Origin of the sequence: Pseudoalteromonas sp. MM1, assembly GCF_030296835.1 — a bacterium.
GTDB lineage: Bacteria > Pseudomonadota > Gammaproteobacteria > Enterobacterales > Alteromonadaceae > Pseudoalteromonas.
In genome coordinates, this window is the sequence record NZ_AP027922.1 from 1,809,862 (window position 1) to 1,829,023 (window position 19,162).

The following is a 19,162-nucleotide window of genomic DNA, read 5'->3' on the forward strand; positions in this document are numbered from 1 at the left end:
CATAATCAAAGTAAGTAGCTTCTATTAATTACGTTTAAACCCCTATTTTTGGTGTTTTGAGTAATAGTCTTTTAAAGTTGGTCTTTCAGTTAACCGTTCAAATTGTTATGCACAGTAACTTTTAACAACAACTTACGCACTACATTTTACACTGATATTTTCGCTAATGTTTATGTAGTATTTCAATGTTATAAAGCTTAGCAATTACAAATTCTATATAGCAGCCTCTATACTCCCTTATAACAATTAATTACTTTTTAAACAGACGCAAAATTTTGTAATTGTCGTTTCTATTATTTTATTTAGAGCTAACTTGTACTGCTACCAATTTTTTAGCGCCTCATATCAGGTTTAATTTAAAGCCTTAGATTAAAGTTTTTCAAAACCTAAGGCTTTAAGCAAAAATATTATGACTTAGTTACAACCTAGCTCAGTCCTTAAACCATACACTGATGATTCTATTGTTTGCGCACTGTTATACGATAAGTTTGGCATTACATTTATACCAGAGCGCGATTCAACTTCATCAATACTTACTTCGGTATTACAAAAGTTATCACTGCGACTTGCTGTTTGCTCCATAATAAATGCCGATGCTTTAATTGTGGTACCAGTTTGCTGCATAACAATTTTAAAATAGCCGCTTGGAATCGTATGCGCTTCGTTAGCTTGTGGTAACTCTGCAAAATAATATTCGTATAATGGACCTGTTACTACATATAAATCATTTCCATTTCCTACGTGATTTCGCACTGCAGATTCAAGCCTAACCCATGGGCCTTGATTTAATGCGGACGATTGCGGCGTAATATTAGAAAGTAAGTTTGTTAGCTTCCAATCAGCCGTATTACTAAAAGATGCTAATGGAACTTGATGACCTCTATCGGTATTTATTGTTGCATACGCATCGGTGTAATCAGCGGGTTCTAACGTATAGTGTGAGTATAGATCTGGGTCTGCTTTCCAACTTCTACTTCTCGATGGTCCACTCATAGTGCTAGTCGTAACATGGTAAGCCACCCAATCTGCAAACTTTGTGTATCGGTTATTTTTTAAAGTATAAATACTGCGCTCAATTGTATTGCCATTATCTAAACCTGTTGGGCAACCTTGTAAACAGTTGTCTGCACTTGCACTGTGTGCAAAACATAAACCTGTAAGTACTATTGATGCCTTTATTATTGTCTTCATTGTTTTTACCCTCAATTAAATGAGGGTAAAAATTAGCAGTACATTATTACAGCAATATGTATCTAACTGATTGTTTATAAATACAATAATATCGTCTTAGGCTTTTGGTATTACTAATAAAAGTCGCGAGTATACAGTCACCCTCGCCTTGTATTTAACACAGTAGCGTTGTTGGTAGATCTAGCGAATAAAGGGGTTTTTATACATCTAAATGCATTATGTTAAATTGAAGGTCTTATGGTTTTCTATGTGTAATCACCCAGATATAAAGCGTATACGCTCACCTTTAATGTTCAAATACTGAGCAATTAATATCGGTTTTACATAAATGGTTTAATACTAAAAAATAGATGAAAACAAACAAGCCGCTTGAGTAACTAATTATATAAAAGTTAATACAGCTCAAGCTGCATGGTTTTATATACATGTTAGCTAAAGTGGCTAACTAGGCCTTTAAAATTAAGGTGTTTTAAAACTTTTTATTAGCCAAAAATTCTTCCATTAACGCAGTTACTCGTTCTGGTTTTTCATCTGTAACCCAGTGCCCTGCTTTTTCTATCCAAGTTAGTGTTGCATTTGGTAAGGTTTGAGCCAACTGAGGTGCATATTTAGGTTTTTGAAAGTTATCTTCATCACCCCATAAAATGAGGGTTTCATGCTTTAAGCTTTTAAGCTCCCCGGCAATTGCTTGTGTACTCTTTATTAAGTCGACGCATATTATTAAATAAAGAGCCTAAAATAACCTTCATTTTTTAATTTATGAAATAAAGTAGCAGCTACATGAAATAATTACTGCCAGTTTGGGCCTATTAAAATAATAGGCCCAGTCTATTTTACAGTTTTATATTGTTTAATTTGGACTAGTTTAGTAAATACTTAATTTTATTAATTAATACTTGCTGCTTTACTGGTTTTTCAAGCATGTCGTCAAACCCAAGCTCAACATACTTAGCATTACTATTTGTGTCAGAATCTGAAGTGTGGGCAATAATTTTTGTTTGCTTGTCTGCGTTATGTTTTTTTATTTTAAGCATCGCGTCAGTACCCGAGAGTTCTGGCATAACAATATCCATTAAAATAATATCGTAATTATTTTGCGATACCATCAACATAGCTTCTATTGCATTGCTTGCATAATCTATTGCTACGTTTTCATCTTTCAGCATGGCTTTAATAACCATTTCTACAAGCGGTTCGTCATCAACTAATAACAACGATTTGGTGTTCTTAAATTCTGTATGCATTGTAGTTACAGTAATGTTTTTTTGCTTGTTTGCACTTACATGTTGTAATTCTACGGTGTTAACTAGTAACGATAAATTAATCGATGTTGTTTTACCACGCTCGTGCACAGTTATGTTTTTTCCGCCGAGCATTTTAAAAATTGAGATAAAAAACCGCAGCTCTAATGTCGCATCAAAATTAATATCACTTTCAAAAGACTGTTGTTTACATACCATTTGTAACTGACTATAAAAGCTTCCCTGATTTGCTAAGTTATTTATAGAAAAATCCAGCGACAAATAATGTTTACCTTGCTCGTTAATCAGCTCAGAATTTAACGACAATTTACCTTGGTGGGTGCTTTCTATAAGCTCACTAGCAAGCTGAATAATTAATTGCATTATCAGTTTTTCATCACTGCTTATGCCTTTATCTATGGGCACATTGTTATTAATAATTATATTTTTATCATCAGACTCTTTATTAAGAATATCGGCCGTATTTTTAAGTAAGTCAGCTAAATTAATAGCGCTCATTTTAAGCTTTAATTTACCGGTATCGGTTTTATTTATATTAATTAACTGCTGCACTACACAGTTTAACTGTGTGCATGCATTTTCTAATTCATTGCTAAAATTGGCTTTACTGTTTTTATAGTTAAGCTCTACTATAGATTGCAGCGAACTAAGTGGCGCTTTTAATTGCATTGCTAAGCGTGCTACAAATTTATCTTTAAACTGGTTAGCTTGCTTAGATTTTTCTACAACTTGGGCAAGTAATAACTCTTTTTGATGTGCTTGTGTCTCATCTCTAAAGTAACAAACAAATCCACCAAAGTCGGTATGCCTTTGCACAACGGTGATCCAACGGCCATCGTTAAAGCCAATATCTATTAATTGGCTATGTTCATTAGCTAATTTATTATGCTCTTTATAATGGGTAATAATATTGTTTTGTTGAGAAATACTAATTATTTGGCTGTAACTTAATTGTTTATTGTTTTGAATAACATGAGAAAACAATTCGTTAAACGCCTGGTTAGTTATTACCGGAAATTCGTTACTATTAAAAATGGCAAAGCCATGCGGTAGCGCATCAAGCGAGCTTGAAAACAACGATTCCCTATTAAGTATAAGGGTATTTTTTTGTTTAATTTCGTCATGTAAGCGCCTTGGTAAACGTAAAAAATAATAAACAAATGCAAATATAGCTAAGCTAATTAATGCCAGTTTAAATAAGTCGAACTTAGATACATTAACAGGCGTTATCGGTTTGATGGGTTGCACATGCAAGCGCCACGTAGCAGGAAAACGACTACTTGCTGCGCTTATGCTGTTAGGGATCGTTTTAACATTTAGCTCCCCCCTACTACCTAATATAAACTGAGGGGTTGATATAAATAAATTATAATTTTGCGTATTTAGCTTACCAATTATGGCATTTAAAAACTTACTTAAATCAAAGGCTGTGAGTGTATAAATAGCGCTATTGCCCATGTTAATTTCTGAAATTAAAAATGCGGTATCGGCTACAGTAAATACCTCTACTGATTGTTTATTTGCTCGCATTGAAAATGCATTTAGCCAATTAGTAAAGCCATAAGCTGCTAAATCAAAGTTATTTTTAGACCAAATGGCAAGTTGTTTATAGTTACTATCAAATACAACAAAACCTTTATACGTTAAACTACTTGATACCTGCGTTTTTACTAAATCACTTAATTGTTGCTGAGTATAACTTTGCTGGCTTTTTAAAAAACCTGCGACAATTTTATCTTTTTGAGTTATGTAAAGTGCTTGGTTATCAAAGCGCTCTAATGCATCAAATAGCGTTTGCCTTAACTGCTGAGTTTGTATGGCATAGGCACTTTTTTTGTCTTTTTTATCTAACGTATATAAAAGCAAAGCCGAGAACGAGCAAATAACCAGCGCAATTAAAAACGCCACCGGCGCTAAGCTAAATAAATGAACAAATCGATTAAGTGATTTTGTCTCACTCGGTTTAATTGCTTGGGGTGAGGTAAAATGCTTATTAAGCTGGGTTTGCAGTAGTTGCGCAAAAGATACAAATTGTTCTTTTTGAGAGCCAATAAGTGTTTTGGGTGAAATATCGGCAATGATCAGTACGCCAATTAAGCTGTTATCTAAATTATAAATGGGATATTGAGAGAAAAAACGTACCTGTTGGCAGCGCCCTTTTGTTAGTGGGTCAAATAGAGTGTCTTCAATTATGTAGAGTTTTTCTTGTGTGCACGTTTGTGCCAAGCTATTTAATTCACTGTCGGCTTTGTATGGGTCATCGCAGCTAATAATTTGGTGCGTATACAAGGCATTAAAATCAACGTATTTGATAATAGAAACATCATAAAACTGCTTCATTAGCGTCAGCGTTTCTGTTATTTCTTGTTTTACTTCATCAATTTGTGTGTCGTTAAATTCATTTATACTTTTTAAATATGAACTGTTCATGGGCGCACTCCTTCACCTTTCGGCGGTGTAGAAATCCAACGTGTGCTATTAGCACTTGTATGTGATGGAAGTTTTACTCTAAATGGCGGAAGTAAGTTATTTAAAGCGGGTTCGCCTTGTGCATTTAACACCGGCTCTGCCGAGGTTAAATTAAGCGAAGCCTCGCAGTAAGTCACGCCAGGCTCTATGCCAATAAGGGCCAGCGTTTGAATAATTATCTCGTTATTTATTAAATCGATACCTAGCAGTTCAAAGGTTGTTTCTAAAATAGTAAATACCAGTGTTTCTACTATATTTTCATCTTCTTCTAGTTGCGTACCTTGTGGGCAGCAAATACTGCCTAGCTCTACATCTACATTGCTTGCTACACCTAAGAGGGCCAGTGCATCAAGCGCGGTTCCTAACAAGACTTCAACTTGTGGTAAATATAAATCAAGAATATCACCTTGCGGATCGTACCCTGTTTGGCAACTATTGCACGACTGCGATAATTGCTGACTGTCTATGCCTAATAACGGATTACCAAGGGCAGTTACACCAACCAAACAACTACTATCAGCTTGCTGTTTAGCAATTGAAAAGCTTTCGCACGGGTTACCAGTAATTACCTTTTGAGACATATAGCGTGATACAATTTCGTCACCTGTTGCGGGGCACGCTAGTGCTGTACTTTTTAATAATTGTCCCATTACGGAGTTACTTAATTGCCCAATAGCATAATTAGGCCCTTGCTGTAGCGCATTGATGTAACTTACATTGCCACTATTAGCGGTGTTACTAACCCCTAAACTATCTGAAAACTCATCGCTTAAGCTTTTTATACACGGGTTGCCTTGGCAATTAGGTGCATCGTAATAAATGGCTTCTCGGGATGTGAACCTATCATCGCGTATCCCAATTAAAGCGCGATATGTTGCATTTGCTTGGCGGTCTGTGTAAAAAATTAAAGGCGCTTGATGCTCATCAAACCCAATGGCGATTCCTAAAGGGGTGTTGTTAGCATCAACCACTGTTATTTGGTTATCTACCTTTGTGTGATAGCGCTTAATAAGTGCATCGCGCACTAAAATAACACCACCAATAGAGCCAATAATTAAAATGGTAATAATTAAAATCAGCTCAATAGTCAGTATATAGCCCTGTTGGTATTGTTTATTCATAGAGCGCTCCTATAGCACTTCAACTAGCATTTTTAGTACATTCATTACTTGCAGTGCCGCAGGAAAAAACACCAGTACTAAAAACATAGGAAAACAAATTAAGATAATGGGAAACGTGGTATGCAGTGCTTTTTTGTTTACTTTTTTAGCTAATAAAATATTTTTTTTAAGCGCAAAGCTTTCTAATTGTGACTCAACCGCCTGTATTAACGGGGTGCCAAGTTTAGAGCCAATAAGCATTAAATTAGCTAATTTTTTTAAACCCGAGACCCCTGTTCTGTCATACAACGAGTTAAAGGCTGTTTCGCGGTCTTTACCGGCACTGAGCTCAAACAAAAATAGTTTAAGCTCTTTGTATAAAGGATGCTTTTTACTTAACCCGTGATCGACCGCTAATGCAAATGCGCGCTCTAGCGAAAAGCCAGCACGCATATACACTAACAGCACACTTAAAAAAAACTCTAAGCTATTGTTTATCTGCACTTTACGCTGGCCTTTTTTAAATAAAAACCACATGTCTGGCGCAAAAAAGCTGATAAAACAGATAATAGCTATAAGCGGTGTACTTAATACATAACCAGTGATCTCTATGGCGGTATAAGCACAAAATGAGGCGGCCATTTTAAAGCAGTACATACTCATTAAAATTTTATTTAACTGATACCCGGCTTGCCTAAATTGGTTTTTCGAAATAACAATTAATGGGTACCAATTTATATTGGTTTTTATAGGTTGTTGAACCTCAGCCTTTAATGACTGCTTTTGAATATGAATAAATGCACCCATGCTCACCAATAGGCCAACGAATAAAAATATGTCTATCATAGCGTTACCCTCAAACTTAGGCGCAGCCATAAAAAACCAAATAACTGACAAAGCACAGCAACAGTAATAAAGGCCATGCCATTGGGGTTATTTAAAAGCGGATCGAACCAGGTTGGATCGGTGTAATTAAATAAAGGGACTAAAGCGTAGGGTAAAACGCCACTAAACAGTGCAGCGTATTTAGTACCAGAAAGCTTAGCTTTGAGTTGCTGGCGATCTAGCGTTCTTAACGACATCATTTTGCATACACTTTTAAGCATGTCAGTTAAATCGCACTGGCTTTGTGTATGAGTAATTATGCTATGTGCAAATAACCGCACGGTTTCGCAGTTGTAGCGTTTAATTAAAGGGGCAAATGAGCTTTGCATGTCACTGCCCATATTTAAGCGTTGCAGTAATAAATGACTTTGCGGTTTAATGTACTTATCGGCGTGTTCATCGGCAAATTGCATAGCCTGAACAAGCGAAAGCCCTGTGCTTAAACACGATTGTACGGTTTCTATGTACTCTAGAAATAAGTGCTCAAACTTAGCTAATTTATAGTGTGCTAAATCAATTACCACTATAAAACAGGTTATAAATACAACTAAAGAAACAATTAATGCACTCGTAGTTGCTTGAGGATAAAAGTGCTGTGCAACATACCAAGTAAAAGAGGCAAGCGAGCAAGCAACGCTTATAAATAAAGCATTACTAATGTTAATTCCAAGTACGCGCAGTGACACTGTGATAATGTCTTTTTCTTCGAGTACATCTACCTCGTGTTTAGTGTTTGCAGCGAGTGTTTTTACCTTAAGTGTAAAAAAAACACTCAGTGCTAAGGTAAACGACATAACACTTGCTATGGCCAGTAAGTAATCAAGCTTATCCATGATTCTGCTCCTTGGCCGGCTGCAGTAATGCACTTATTTCGTTTGCGTTGGCACCTTGGCTTTGCATAAAGCTCACCACGCTTGAAGTACTAATTGCCTCACCATTAACTTGCTCGGTATCACTTATGCTATACAGCGCAGAATATTGTGCATGTCCATCTACCCGTTTTATTTCGCCAATACTTTTTAGGGTTCTTACACCGTTTGTATTTCTAGAAACATGCACAATTAACTGGATGCTTGATGCGATTAATGCGCTGGTGTGGGAGTCACTTAGCTGCGCGTTATGTAGTTGCACAAGCGTTGATAAACGGGTTACCGCATCGCTTGCACTATTAGCATGTACGGTGGTCATTGAGCCTTGGTGCCCGCAGTTCATAGCTTGCAGCATGTCTATTACTTCACCTGCACGTACTTCGCCTACGAGTATTCTATCGGCGCGCATTCTCAATGCCGCTTTTACTAAATCTCGTAGAGTAACGGCACCTTTACCGTCACTGTTGGTGTCGTGCGCCTCTAATTGCACAACATGATTATGATGCAAATTTAGTTCTGCACTTTCTTCTATTGTTACTACCCGCTCATTAGTATTTATTGAGTTAGCGAGCACATTTAACAAGGTGGTTTTGCCTGCGCCGGCATTTCCACACACTAAAATATTAACCCCTAAGGCCACCGCGGTTTTTAAAAAATGAAGGCAGTTTTTACTTAAAAATTTATTGTCGATTAAAAAATCATCGTTAATTTTTTTGTGGTTAAATTTTCTAATTGAAACAATAGCTGCACTGGTGCACGCCGGTGGCACCACAATGTGTACCCTGCTGCCATCTTTTAGTTTGCCATCTACAATGGGAGTCAGTGCGTTAACTTGTCGAGCGCAACTATCAAGTAACCTATCAACAAAACGACGTAAGTGACGTTCATCGTCAAACTTGCTGGCTGTACATAGCAATTTTCCTTGCTTATCTATCCAAATATTTTGCGTGTCGTTAATTAAAATATCGCTTACTTGGTCATCTAGCATAAATTGCGCTATTGGCCCTAAGCCTTGTATTTCGTCGTACACGGCTTGAACTACTTGAGCTTGTTGATGGCTGTTAAATGATGATTCTGAAAATTCATCAATATCACTGCAAAGGGCGGATATTTTTTCGAGCAGTGCATCATTAAGCAAAGCACTTGGGTCTTGCTCGTATTCTTCTATTACCGCATCGTGAAGGATTTTTTTAAGGGTTTCAAAGGTATTTAAATTGGTTTGTACAGACTCTGATTTACTCGATAAATTAAACATAGCGCCTCACTTAGCTACATATACAGCTTGGTTTTTAACGCCTTTAACCACTTGAATTGTCCGGCTAGTTTGTAATTGTGAGAAGTTTTGCAAGCGCCCTTGTTCGATGTCGTACGCACTGTGTACAATTATGGATACTTTGTCTTGGTTATCAATTGCGGCTAATGAATACACATCTTTAGGAAGTACAGCCAACACTAATGACACACCCGCGCTGGTTGACGGCTCTTTTTTTGCTAGGCTGTCCATCACGCCATTTTTTTGTGCTTTATTGGCTGGCCCTTTTGAAATACCAATAAGTTGCACATCACGCGCAACAGTTCTTACAAGTCGATTTGTTTTAGCAACAATATCCAAGCGGTCGCCTTTATGCACCCGCGATAAAGGAATATCTAACGTGGTTAACTTTAATGTATAAAGCACTCTGCCTGCGGGGATGGCCTCTGATAAATTTTGGCTTTTAACCTGCATAAAATCTGTTTCAAATAATGGTTGTTCACCCATTTTATTAGTGGCTAATTGCTTACCAATAAAGGCGCGGGGGTTTTGTATACTTAGCGCCATGTTTGCATAGTGACTGGGGTTTACATCTTTTTGGGTAATGTCGTGCACGCTTACTACTTGCCCCGCCGACATATTTTTATTTACCACCCAGGCAGTAACTAAGTCTTGTTCGTTTACTTGTCTGATCCCAAGCGCTGAGGCCAGCATGCCAGAGGTGATAAGTAAGGTGATTGCAGCGGTGGTCGCGCCTTTATTATTTTTACTTTTCATAATTTCCTCCTGACAAATTGCACTGCCACACGGTTGTGGCAGTGTGATTTAGGTAGTTATAATAAATTTAATTACCTTGTGAACCACCGGCTGCTGTACGTGTTGCAGCATCACCACTTGGCGTTGCATTAATAAGCGCAGCACTTTCACTGAAGTCAGAAGCAACAAAGGTAAATGAGCTACCATCACCTGCGTAAACATCTACTGCATCAACATAGCCAGAGCCTGAAATTTCTGCAGTGCCTTCGGCGTTGATCATGCCATCAAACACATAGCTTTGATCTAACGAGCCGATTGCTTCTGCCACATCTTCAAGTTCGCTGGTTACTGAGTCACGTAAGGTTGATAAACCAATCACCAGCGCTGCCACCATAGACGTTGAAAGAATAATTAGCTCAGAAGTAAGTACAAAGCCTTGTTGTTTTTTACTGTTTAAGTTGCTTTTCATAGTTTTCATAATGATCACCTTAAATGTGTTAGAGCTTATGCCCACTTTATATATAGCGAGGACTGTGCCATTAATTAAATATATAAAAATCAGTGGTTTATATATTTTTTATAAGATGTGCTTTGCTTATCCTTGTTATGATTCGCATTTTGCAAATCATTATTAAAGTGTGTTAAATCGCAAGCACAGTTTAAATAAAAGGCAAGGTGTTAACTCATTTATGGCAGGTTTTAAAAGTAGAATAACGAGCAATTTTATCGAGGGATTCACAAAGCGAGATAGGGTAAAACAACGACGAGGATGGCTATTTTAATTATTAAGGTAGGTACGTTGCTTTTACTTTTTATAAGTGTGTTTAAGTAAGGAGAGCATAGTTTAATAAAAAAAGGCCTTACGGCCTTAATTTTAACAATTACCAAGTACCGAAAGTTTCGCGTAGCGCGCTGTGGCTTGGCTGTGCTGCGCATCAAAACCTATTGCCTCATTATAATAATGACACGCCAACGCGTTATCAGGTGTCGCCTCAGCTATTAGCCCTTTATGATAGTAATAATGGCTTTTAACAGCGCCAAATTTATAGGCAAGCTCTAAATAGTTTGCTGCAATAACATAGTCCCCTTGTGCATAATAAATAGATGCCATTTGTAAATACGGTGAAGCCTCAGTACCAAATTCATCAATAGCGTATTGGGCAATTTGTTTAGCTTTGACTAAATTGCCTTGCTCAATAGCTAAGTTAATACCTAAAGACAATGCATTTAAAGGCGGTTCAGGTAAATTAAGTAACTTGTTTATTACCGGCTGCGCCTGATTAGCCCGCCCGCTTTTATAAAGCGCATAAGCTGATATAGATAAAATAACTTTATTGTTAGGGTGCTCAAGCATTAGCTGGTTAAGCTCATGCACAAGTGCTAAACAATTAACTGCGCTTACCCCTTCACACGTTAAAGTACGGGTATTTAATGCATACTTAGTAACAATATCACTTAGTGCAGAATGTGGGTTTACACTGGGCGCATAATCTATATGTGCGCAGCCCGATATGCTCAGTAAAATAACGATATATATTATTTTCATAACCCTTGCTCCTGTATAAAACTGGCCATTTGGCTATCTAAATCAACTGTTTGCCACACGCGTAAGTTATTTACCGGCTCGCGGACTAAATTAGGTGTAACTACAATAATCAACTCGCGGTTGTTTTCGCTTTTACTGGTTGTTTCGCTTAGTTTACCAAACAGGCTCTCGCCGTTTGCATCGGGTACAAAGTCGTGACTGGCGTTGTTATCTGTACTAATTAAGCCACCAATAATGAAAGGTTGCCCATCTTGTAAACGGGTCGATGTTTGCATGCTGCGTGTATTAAATGCACTGCTGTTTAGACTGCTGCCGGTGCTTTGCGCTATTTCTGCTGTAAGAGTGGTATCTGGTAATGAAATAACCGGATTTAAATCAAGGGTTATGCGGTCTTTGTCATCCACTAATGCACGAACATTAAGCTCAACGCCAAACGATTTAAACTCAGTACCACTAAACACAGAACCGCTATTACCTTGTTGCCCGCTGGTAACGCCTGATGGGCTATAGCTTGTAGGTACTGGCACTTCGCCGCCTACTTTAAATACCGCACTTTCGCCTGCAAGTACGCTAAGTGTAGGTCGCGAAAGCGTTCTTGAAATTCCCTCTTGCTCTAGCAAAGAAAACAACATATCAATGGCAAATTGCGAGGTTGATAACTGCAAGTTATTTGTTAATTGGCCGCCAATTAATTGCAGTGCGTTTTCTATTGATGCCGAGCCAGACTCACGGGCATTCATTCCTTCTAGGCCAAATAAACCTTGCTCCTTGTTATACCCATTCGAAAGCACGCTAATATCTGGACGCCATTGCTTTAAGCGGCGCTGATTAACCTCATAAAGTTGCACCGATACCCTCACTTGAGGTAAATCTTCTACCTCTATGCTTGAGAGCACTTTACCTTTAGCCACCGAGAGCAAGGTTGCCCGCGCTACATTTGAATTTACATTACTTAAAGTAAGGCCTGAATCATCATTTAATAACCCGCCAGACTCATTTGCGAGTACTTCAATAGCGTTTGTTTCGGTTTGCGCTGTGCTACTGATAAGCCCATTAGGATCGAGCGTCGATGTGGGTGCTTGGCTTGCTTGCTCTGGTTCAAATAACTTATTGATGGTATTTAACAAACGCACCAGTTCAATTTGATTTTTAACTGTGCCGCTGAGCATAAACACATCGTTTTCATCGTTTGATAACTCATCAACCGAAATACGTTTAACAGTTACTTTGTCTGCTCCCATCGATTTTAACACCTCAGCGATACGTACCTCTTTAGGTTTGGGTGCTTGTGTAACTTTTATTAGGTTAATAATGGCTACTTTATTTGAGCTTTGCGCTAAGCCATTGTTTAAATTACCCATGCCTTGTAAGCGCTGTGCTAAAGAGTTAAACATACCTTGGTTAGGTGCAGAGGTAATAACCGGTTGCGCCGCTTGCGAGCTGCTAGCATATAAATAGTTTTTTGCTGCTTCATGGGCTGCATGACGGTAATTAAGAGTAGGGACTTCGCCGCGCAGTACTACCGCATGTCTATCAGGTGCAATGGTGAGTGCTAAGTTAGAATGAATATCGTTAAGGGCATTTTCAAGTACACTGTAGTCTTCGGTTACGCCAAGCAAAAATGTTTCAGATGTGTTGTCGTCATACCATACCATCATAGAGGTACGGCCTAACTTTTTAGCTAAAATTAACAGCTCGCGTCCGTTTACAACGTTTACATCGAGTGTGGTTTCGTGGCCTAGCGCAACACGTGCTATATCGCGGTTAAATACAAAGCGTGTATGGGTCCACTTAACTAAGTGGGATACTTCTTTTACTCTATCGCCATTAGCATTTTCTATGTAATTTAAATTGCTTTGTTGGGCCGAAATACAACAAGGTAAAAAAAGTAACACTGCGATGATTGTTTTAAACATATGCGCGTCCTCATTTATGCTTTGTGTATACAGAGCAATTATAAGACCAGCGTTATATTTATAGTAAATTCAATAAACTAATTAAAAGTAGCAACGATGTGTGGAAGGAGTTTGTATTTTGATTTGCAAAATGCAAATGAAGTTAGGAGAAAAGGCACAAAGCAGTGCTTTGTGCCAAAAGTATTAATGCAGCGCGGCTGTAAAAGGAATACTTTTACAAATTTCAGCTTCGGCTACTAGTAGCTCTTCTAAACGAATATCAACTTCTTCTTTATCAAAGTATTCGTATGCTAACTCTACAAATAAGTTTTTATGTTTTTCTTCTGATTTAGCAATCGCCACATAAAAGTCTTTTTCTTTGCCTTCGGGTAATGCTTTGGCAACCAATGAAAAGCGCTCGTGGCCGCGGGCTTCAATAACGCCGCCAACCAATAATCTATCCATTAAAAATCCATCGCGTCCATGTCTAAATAAAGCACGTATTTGTTTTATGTATGGATCTTTTTTGTCATCACCTAAATTAGTATCGCGTTCAATAAGCAGTTTAAGCACTTGTTTAAAGTGAATTAACTCCTCAAGCGCTAAATCGGTCATGGCTTTTACTAGTTTACGTTTGTCTGGGTAATGAGAGAGCATAGAAATTGCCATACCCGATGCCTTTTTTTCTGCAGCGGCGTGGTCTTGTAAAAATGTATTAAAGTCGGCTAATACCGCTTCGGTCCATTCAAAGGGGGTGTTGTATTTTAATTCAAACATTTTTTGTACTACTTAAAAAATAATGCGGAGATTTTAGCGTATTTAATAGTAAAAATCTTGCAGCGCAGGGCAAAATTAACGCATATAGGGTAAATGCTTATCTATGCGCCCTTTTGCTGTTGAGTCAATTTTTAATGGGTGTTTTATATCATTCCACGCGGTCACTTTGCCACCTCTATTCATTTTTTCAAAGTCGGTACGATCGCTTTTAATACCCAAAAACGCAGTAAGCTCGGCAAAACTTTGCGGCTTGGCTATATCAATTTCTAAATACTCGTTACTACGGTGTTTAAAATACTCTCGGGCATTAGCTAAATGTGTGTTGTAACACTCTGCTAAATAATCATCTTGGTTAATATTTTCAATCGATAAGTCATTAAAGGTGCTTAAGTAACACCGTTTTATATGAATATTAAAACCGCCGTCTGGACGCGTTAAATTAGTATGCATTCGTAGCAGCAATTGCCTAATTGAGGCAATCCAAGGGGTTTTTTCGCGCACTAAATAAATAAATTTTGAACCGGGGTAATGGCTATCTAATGCTATGTAGTCATTAAATATGGGGGTATCGGCTATGGCTGTGGCGTTTTCAAAACAATACGAGGTGTACGCGGTGTGCGCCGTGGCAATGCCAAACTCTAAAAAAGCGTGGCATACACTCGTGGTGCCTGTACGCGGCAGCCCTATTATAAATATTTTACTCATTACTGCTATTACTAACTATTGCGTGTTACAAGCAGTAAAAAGGCACAAATAACCATCACTAAAAAGGTGGCAATGGTACCAATTTGACGATATTTAAGGTTTTTTTCGACTATGCCTAAATTGTGAAAAACGCGCCCTATTAATAATGCGCCGCCTAAAATATTACAATAATGACTGGCAAGGCCTTGATATTCAGCTAAAAAAAGCAAAATAAGTGCAAAGGGTACGTATTCAATAAAATTAGCATGGGCACGCACAGCACGTTGTAATTTAGGGTTGCCGTTATCGCCAAGCGACACTTGTTCGCTGCGGCGCACTTTGATCACATTAAAACTTAAGTAAATATAATAAAACGCTAAAAGCGCAGCATACGTTGAAACTATCACGGTGTTGTCCTATTTTATTTTTGGCAATAATAACATAGTTTTGCACAATCATTAGTTTACTTAGTAACTATGCTACAGTGTGTATTAGTTGAATTTTATAACGCAATGAAAGGAATTTATGTTTGTCCCTCGCAAAGTAGCCGACCGCTATCGTGAAATGATCAACAGCATTGGCTTTTACCCTTCGGTGCTTTCTGTTGGTTTTTTACTTTTTGCTGTAATTACCATGTCGCTTGAATACATAGCGCCTGTAGAGCAGATTAAGTCGTTTATATCTGTGGTATTAGTAGATAGCGCTGAAAATGCCCGCACCATTTTAAGCACATTAGCAGGCAGTATTATATCGCTTACGGTGTTTAGTTTTTCAATGGTGATGGTGGTTTTAAATTCGGCCAGTGCCAGTTTATCTCCGCGAGTTGTTCCTGGGCTTATTACCCGTAAGTCGCATCAAATGGTATTGGGCTTTTATTTAGGCAGCATAATTTACTCAATTATTATGCTCATTAATATTAATAAGCTTGAAGGTGGCGATACCGCTATTCCATCGCTTGGGGTACTGCTGTCGTTGGTATTTGGTTTAGTATCGCTTGGCTTGTTTGTATTTTTTATTCATTCAATATCTAAAGCCATTCAAGTAGATAATGTACTTAATGGCCTATTTAGCCAAACAAAACGTGAAATTAAAGCCATTATAGATAGGCAATCAGAAAAACCATTCACTGACTTTCCTGATTTTACTCAATGGCACTCAGTTAATAGCACCACCGAGGGCTACTACAAAGGGGTGCATACAGATAAGTTATGCGCCATTTTAGCTGAGGAAAATATTCGGGTGTATATCTCGGTAAACCAAGGTTACTTTACCGTTAAAGGCTATCCGTTTTTAAAATGCGATACATACATTTCAAATAATGAAGAGCTTATAGCCAAAATATTAGATTGTTTTATTTTTTATATAGAAGAGTACATTAGTGACCATTACCGTTATGGATTAACGCAAATTTCAGAAATTGCCGTTAAGGCAATGAGCCCTGGTATTAACGATCCCGGCACAGCGGTTAAATCAATAGATATGCTGAGTATTTTATTAATTGAGCGCCTGTCACTTAACGATACAAATTATTCGTTTAAACACAGCAACAATGCCCCGTTACTCTTTATACACGAAACCAGTTTTGATGAGTTATTGCACGATAATTTTACGCCACTGCGTAATTACGCAAAAGGAGATGCGTATGTAATGACGAACGTTTTAGAGGCATTTAAAAATATATTGTTTGTAGCGCATGGCAATGATGCAGCCCGAAACAGCCTATTTAATTACTTAAATGCTATTGTAGATGACATAAACGAGCACGTAAGTAACGAATACGACAGACAAGAGATTACCAACATGCTTAACGCGATTGCCCGCATTAGCAAGCCACAAGGAGATAAACTAGTGGCCCGTTTTACGAGCCAACATACTAGTCAATAAAGTAAACCGCATAGCTAGACGCTGTTACTTTAATTTCGCCAGCATGATACGCATCAGGAACAAAATTACCGGGTGCGCTATCTGCTACCATCATGGTTTTTTCTGAGCGAGCATAAGGCTGCGCAGGTACGTTCATTGGGCTTAACGATGCCGTATATAACCCTTTTAGCTCAACGCCGTAGTCGGCACTTAATTCTTTTGCGGCTTTACGAGCATCTTGAATGGCCAGTTTTTGCGCCTGTTTGTGCAGCTCTTCATAGTTACTTGCTAAAAATTGAGTTTGATTTATTTGGTTTATGCCATTATTTACCAGGTTTTGTAACAGCTGAGGGTATTTTTCGATTTGCGAGAGTTTAACGCTTAACGTGCGCGATACTCTAAAACCTTTAAATTCTTGCTCGCCAGAGCTTCTGTTGTATTGGCTTTCGCGATTTATAGAAATATGCCCTGCATTAATATTACCGTCTTTAATACCAAGCTCTTTTACTAATTTGATTGCTTTGGCCATGGTTTTATCGGCTTTATTTTTAGCATCAATTAAGTCTTTATCTATTTCTACAATGCCTACGCTTAATTGTACGTAATCAGGCATAGTGGTAACGGTTGCTTCACCTTTAACATAAATATGGGGAGCGTTAGGCGTTGAGTTTGCATGCGCACCAAGGCTTAAGGTACTTAAGGCAATTGCGCTACTTAATATAAGAATGTGTGTTTTCATCGCATTATCCATTGTATTTTTGTTGTCACCATTAAAGAGCCTACGTGGTTAACAATAAATGAACAAGCACAAAAAAACAGGCAATTGCCTGTTTTTTGTAACTGGCTGTAACGCAACGTACAGCCTTATTTACTTTATGCTACTTAGCGTAATCAAATGCTACAGCGTTTGTAGTTGCGGTATTTTGGTAACCAGTAATTTTTATCAATAGCTGCCCACAGTGCATCGTCGCTGATCTCTAGCGCTACGCCCTCTTCAATTGCTTTTTTTGCTACTGCAAATGCAATACGCTTACTTAACGTTTCAATTTCAGTCAGTGCAGGTAATAAGCTGCCTTTACCGGTGTTTGCACGTGGTGATGACTCAGCAAGCATTTCGCTCGACATACTTAGCATTGCATCGGTAATGCGTGTTGCTTTTGCTGCAATTACACCAAGGCCAATACCAGGGAAAATATAACTGTTGTTACATTGTGGAATTGGGAACACTTCACCATTAAATTCTACTGGTTCAAACGGGCTACCCGTTGCTACAAGTGCTTTACCTTCAGTCCATTTAATAACATCAGCTGGGTGCGCTTCAACCTGCTTAGATGGATTACTTAATGGGAAAATAATCGGCTGCTCACAGCCTGAGTGCATAGCGCGGATAACTTGCTCGGTAAATAAGCCCGGTTGGCCCGATACACCAATTAAAATATCAGGTGCTGCACAATGCATTACATCTAATAATGAGGCGTATTCGCCGCTGTAAGTCCACTCGCTTAATGCAGCTTGTGGTTGCGCTAGTGCTTGTTGGAAATCGCGTAAGCCTTCCATGCCTTCAGTGAGTAGGCCAAAACGGTCAACCATAAATACTTGGCTGCGCGCTTGTGCTTCGCTAATACCTTCAAACACCATTTGGCTAATAATTTGTTCAGCAATACCACAACCGGCTGAGCCTGCACCAACAAATACCACTTTTTGCTCGCTAAGGGTCGAACCTTTAACACGACACGCAGCTAATAAAGAGCCTACAGTTACCGCTGCAGTACCTTGAATGTCATCGTTAAAGCTACAAATTTCGTTACGGTAGCGCTTAAGTAATGGCATAGCGTTTGGCTGTGCAAAATCTTCAAACTGCAGTAATACATTTGGCCAACGGCGCTTCACTGCTTTAATAAATAAGTCTAAAAACTCATCGTACTCATCTTGCGCAATTCGCTTATGACGTGCGCCCATGTACATAGGGTCGTTCAGAAGTTTTTCGTTATTAGTACCTACATCAAGCATTACAGGTAATGTATACGCTGGGCTGATACCACCACACGCTGTGTAAAGTGATAATTTACCAATAGGAATACCCATGCCACCAATACCCTGATCGCCTAGGCCTAAAATACGTTCGCCATCGGTAACCACAATTACTTTTACTTTGCCTTTGGTGGCGTTGCGTAGAATGTCGTCAATTTGATAGCGATCTTCGTACGAAATAAATAAACCACGTGCACTGCGGTAAATATCTGAGAATTTTTCACAGGCATCACCAACCGTTGGCGTGTAAATAATTGGCATCATTTCTTCAAGATGATCGCGCACTAAACGGTAGTAAAGTGTTTCGTTGTTATCTTGAATGGCACGCAAGTAAATATGTTTGTTTAAGTTATCGTTAAAGCTTGAATACTGCTGATAACAACGCTCAACCTGCTCTTCAATTGTTTCAAAACGTGGAGGAAGCAAACCCGCAAGGTTAAAGTTTTCGCGTTCTTTTTTACTAAATGCGCTGCCTTTGTTTAAAAGCGGAGTTTCAATTAGGCCAGGGCCAGAGTAAGGAATATAAAGGTAGTTAGGATCAGTATTAGTTGTCATATTTCCAGGCTTTAACGGAGTCTTAAG

General features: G+C 38.4%; 16 protein-coding genes and 1 pseudogene. 1 reads left to right on the forward strand and 16 read right to left on the reverse strand.

Annotated features, from left to right (window positions below):
• Positions 1 to 414 precede the first annotated feature (414 nt).
• The 14 genes and pseudogenes from QUE46_RS08210 to QUE46_RS08275 all read right to left on the reverse strand — a co-directional run bounded on the left by QUE46_RS08210 (position 415) and on the right by QUE46_RS08275 (position 15,093).
• Positions 415 to 1,191: a DNA/RNA non-specific endonuclease gene (locus QUE46_RS08210; protein WP_286247581.1), complete on the reverse strand. Its 777-nt coding sequence runs from the start codon at positions 1,189 to 1,191 to the stop codon at positions 415 to 417.
• A 469-nt stretch (positions 1,192 to 1,660) separates the two neighbouring features.
• Positions 1,661 to 1,922: pseudogene (locus tag QUE46_RS08215) on the reverse strand (alpha/beta fold hydrolase); the annotation flags it as partial.
• Positions 1,923 to 2,051: 129 nt separating this feature from the next.
• Positions 2,052 to 4,883: a response regulator gene (locus QUE46_RS08220; RefSeq protein WP_286247584.1), complete on the reverse strand. Its 2,832-nt coding sequence runs from the start codon at positions 4,881 to 4,883 to the stop codon at positions 2,052 to 2,054.
• On the reverse strand, positions 4,880 to 6,043 hold the full coding sequence (locus tag QUE46_RS08225) for a hypothetical protein (RefSeq protein WP_286247585.1): 1,164 nt from the start codon (positions 6,041 to 6,043) through the stop codon (positions 4,880 to 4,882). Before QUE46_RS08225 ends, QUE46_RS08220 begins: the two co-directional genes overlap by 4 nt.
• Positions 6,044 to 6,052: 9 nt before the next feature.
• Entirely contained in the window at positions 6,053 to 6,868 is an 816-nt protein-coding gene (locus QUE46_RS08230; protein WP_286247587.1) for a type II secretion system F family protein, read from the reverse strand.
• Positions 6,865 to 7,740, reverse strand: a complete 876-nt coding sequence (locus tag QUE46_RS08235) for a type II secretion system F family protein (RefSeq protein WP_286247589.1) — start codon at positions 7,738 to 7,740, stop codon at positions 6,865 to 6,867. Before QUE46_RS08235 ends, QUE46_RS08230 begins: the two co-directional genes overlap by 4 nt.
• On the reverse strand, positions 7,733 to 9,031 hold the full coding sequence (locus tag QUE46_RS08240; RefSeq protein WP_286247591.1) for a CpaF family protein: 1,299 nt from the start codon (positions 9,029 to 9,031) through the stop codon (positions 7,733 to 7,735). Before QUE46_RS08240 ends, QUE46_RS08235 begins: the two co-directional genes overlap by 8 nt.
• 6 nt (positions 9,032 to 9,037) lie before the next feature.
• Positions 9,038 to 9,805 (reverse strand): hypothetical protein, encoded by a 768-nt coding sequence (locus QUE46_RS08245; RefSeq protein WP_286247593.1) that lies wholly within the window; start codon positions 9,803 to 9,805, stop codon positions 9,038 to 9,040.
• Between the two features lie 67 nt (positions 9,806 to 9,872).
• Positions 9,873 to 10,262, reverse strand: a complete 390-nt coding sequence (locus QUE46_RS08250) for a hypothetical protein (RefSeq protein WP_286247595.1) — start codon at positions 10,260 to 10,262, stop codon at positions 9,873 to 9,875.
• A 396-nt stretch (positions 10,263 to 10,658) separates the two neighbouring features.
• Positions 10,659 to 11,330, reverse strand: coding sequence for a lipopolysaccharide assembly protein LapB (locus QUE46_RS08255; RefSeq protein ID WP_286247598.1), 672 nt, complete (start codon positions 11,328 to 11,330; stop codon positions 10,659 to 10,661).
• Positions 11,327 to 13,246, reverse strand: coding sequence for a pilus assembly protein N-terminal domain-containing protein (locus tag QUE46_RS08260; RefSeq protein WP_286247600.1), 1,920 nt, complete (start codon positions 13,244 to 13,246; stop codon positions 11,327 to 11,329). The genes QUE46_RS08255 and QUE46_RS08260 overlap by 4 nt, the downstream gene beginning before the upstream one ends.
• 183 nt (positions 13,247 to 13,429) lie before the next feature.
• Positions 13,430 to 14,002, reverse strand: coding sequence for a tRNA-(ms[2]io[6]A)-hydroxylase (locus tag QUE46_RS08265; RefSeq protein WP_286247602.1), 573 nt, complete (start codon positions 14,000 to 14,002; stop codon positions 13,430 to 13,432).
• Between the two features lie 75 nt (positions 14,003 to 14,077).
• Positions 14,078 to 14,707 (reverse strand): sulfotransferase, encoded by a 630-nt coding sequence (locus QUE46_RS08270; protein WP_286247604.1) that lies wholly within the window; start codon positions 14,705 to 14,707, stop codon positions 14,078 to 14,080.
• 11 nt (positions 14,708 to 14,718) lie between these two features.
• Positions 14,719 to 15,093, reverse strand: a complete 375-nt coding sequence (locus tag QUE46_RS08275) for an MAPEG family protein (RefSeq protein ID WP_286247606.1) — start codon at positions 15,091 to 15,093, stop codon at positions 14,719 to 14,721.
• A gap of 118 nt (positions 15,094 to 15,211) precedes the next feature.
• On the opposite strand from QUE46_RS08275, the gene QUE46_RS08280 reads away from it, so the two are divergent.
• Positions 15,212 to 16,570 (forward strand): DUF2254 domain-containing protein, encoded by a 1,359-nt coding sequence (locus QUE46_RS08280; RefSeq protein WP_286247608.1) that lies wholly within the window; start codon positions 15,212 to 15,214, stop codon positions 16,568 to 16,570.
• Here QUE46_RS08280 and QUE46_RS08285 read toward each other — a convergent pair.
• Both QUE46_RS08285 and QUE46_RS08290 read right to left on the reverse strand, forming a co-directional pair.
• Positions 16,560 to 17,288: an SIMPL domain-containing protein gene (locus QUE46_RS08285; RefSeq protein ID WP_286247610.1), complete on the reverse strand. Its 729-nt coding sequence runs from the start codon at positions 17,286 to 17,288 to the stop codon at positions 16,560 to 16,562. The two genes, QUE46_RS08280 and QUE46_RS08285, sit on opposite strands and share 11 nt — an antisense overlap.
• Before the next feature lie 152 nt (positions 17,289 to 17,440).
• Positions 17,441 to 19,135: an NAD-dependent malic enzyme gene (locus tag QUE46_RS08290; protein ID WP_029773682.1), complete on the reverse strand. Its 1,695-nt coding sequence runs from the start codon at positions 19,133 to 19,135 to the stop codon at positions 17,441 to 17,443.
• Between the last annotated feature and the right edge of the window lie 27 nt (positions 19,136 to 19,162).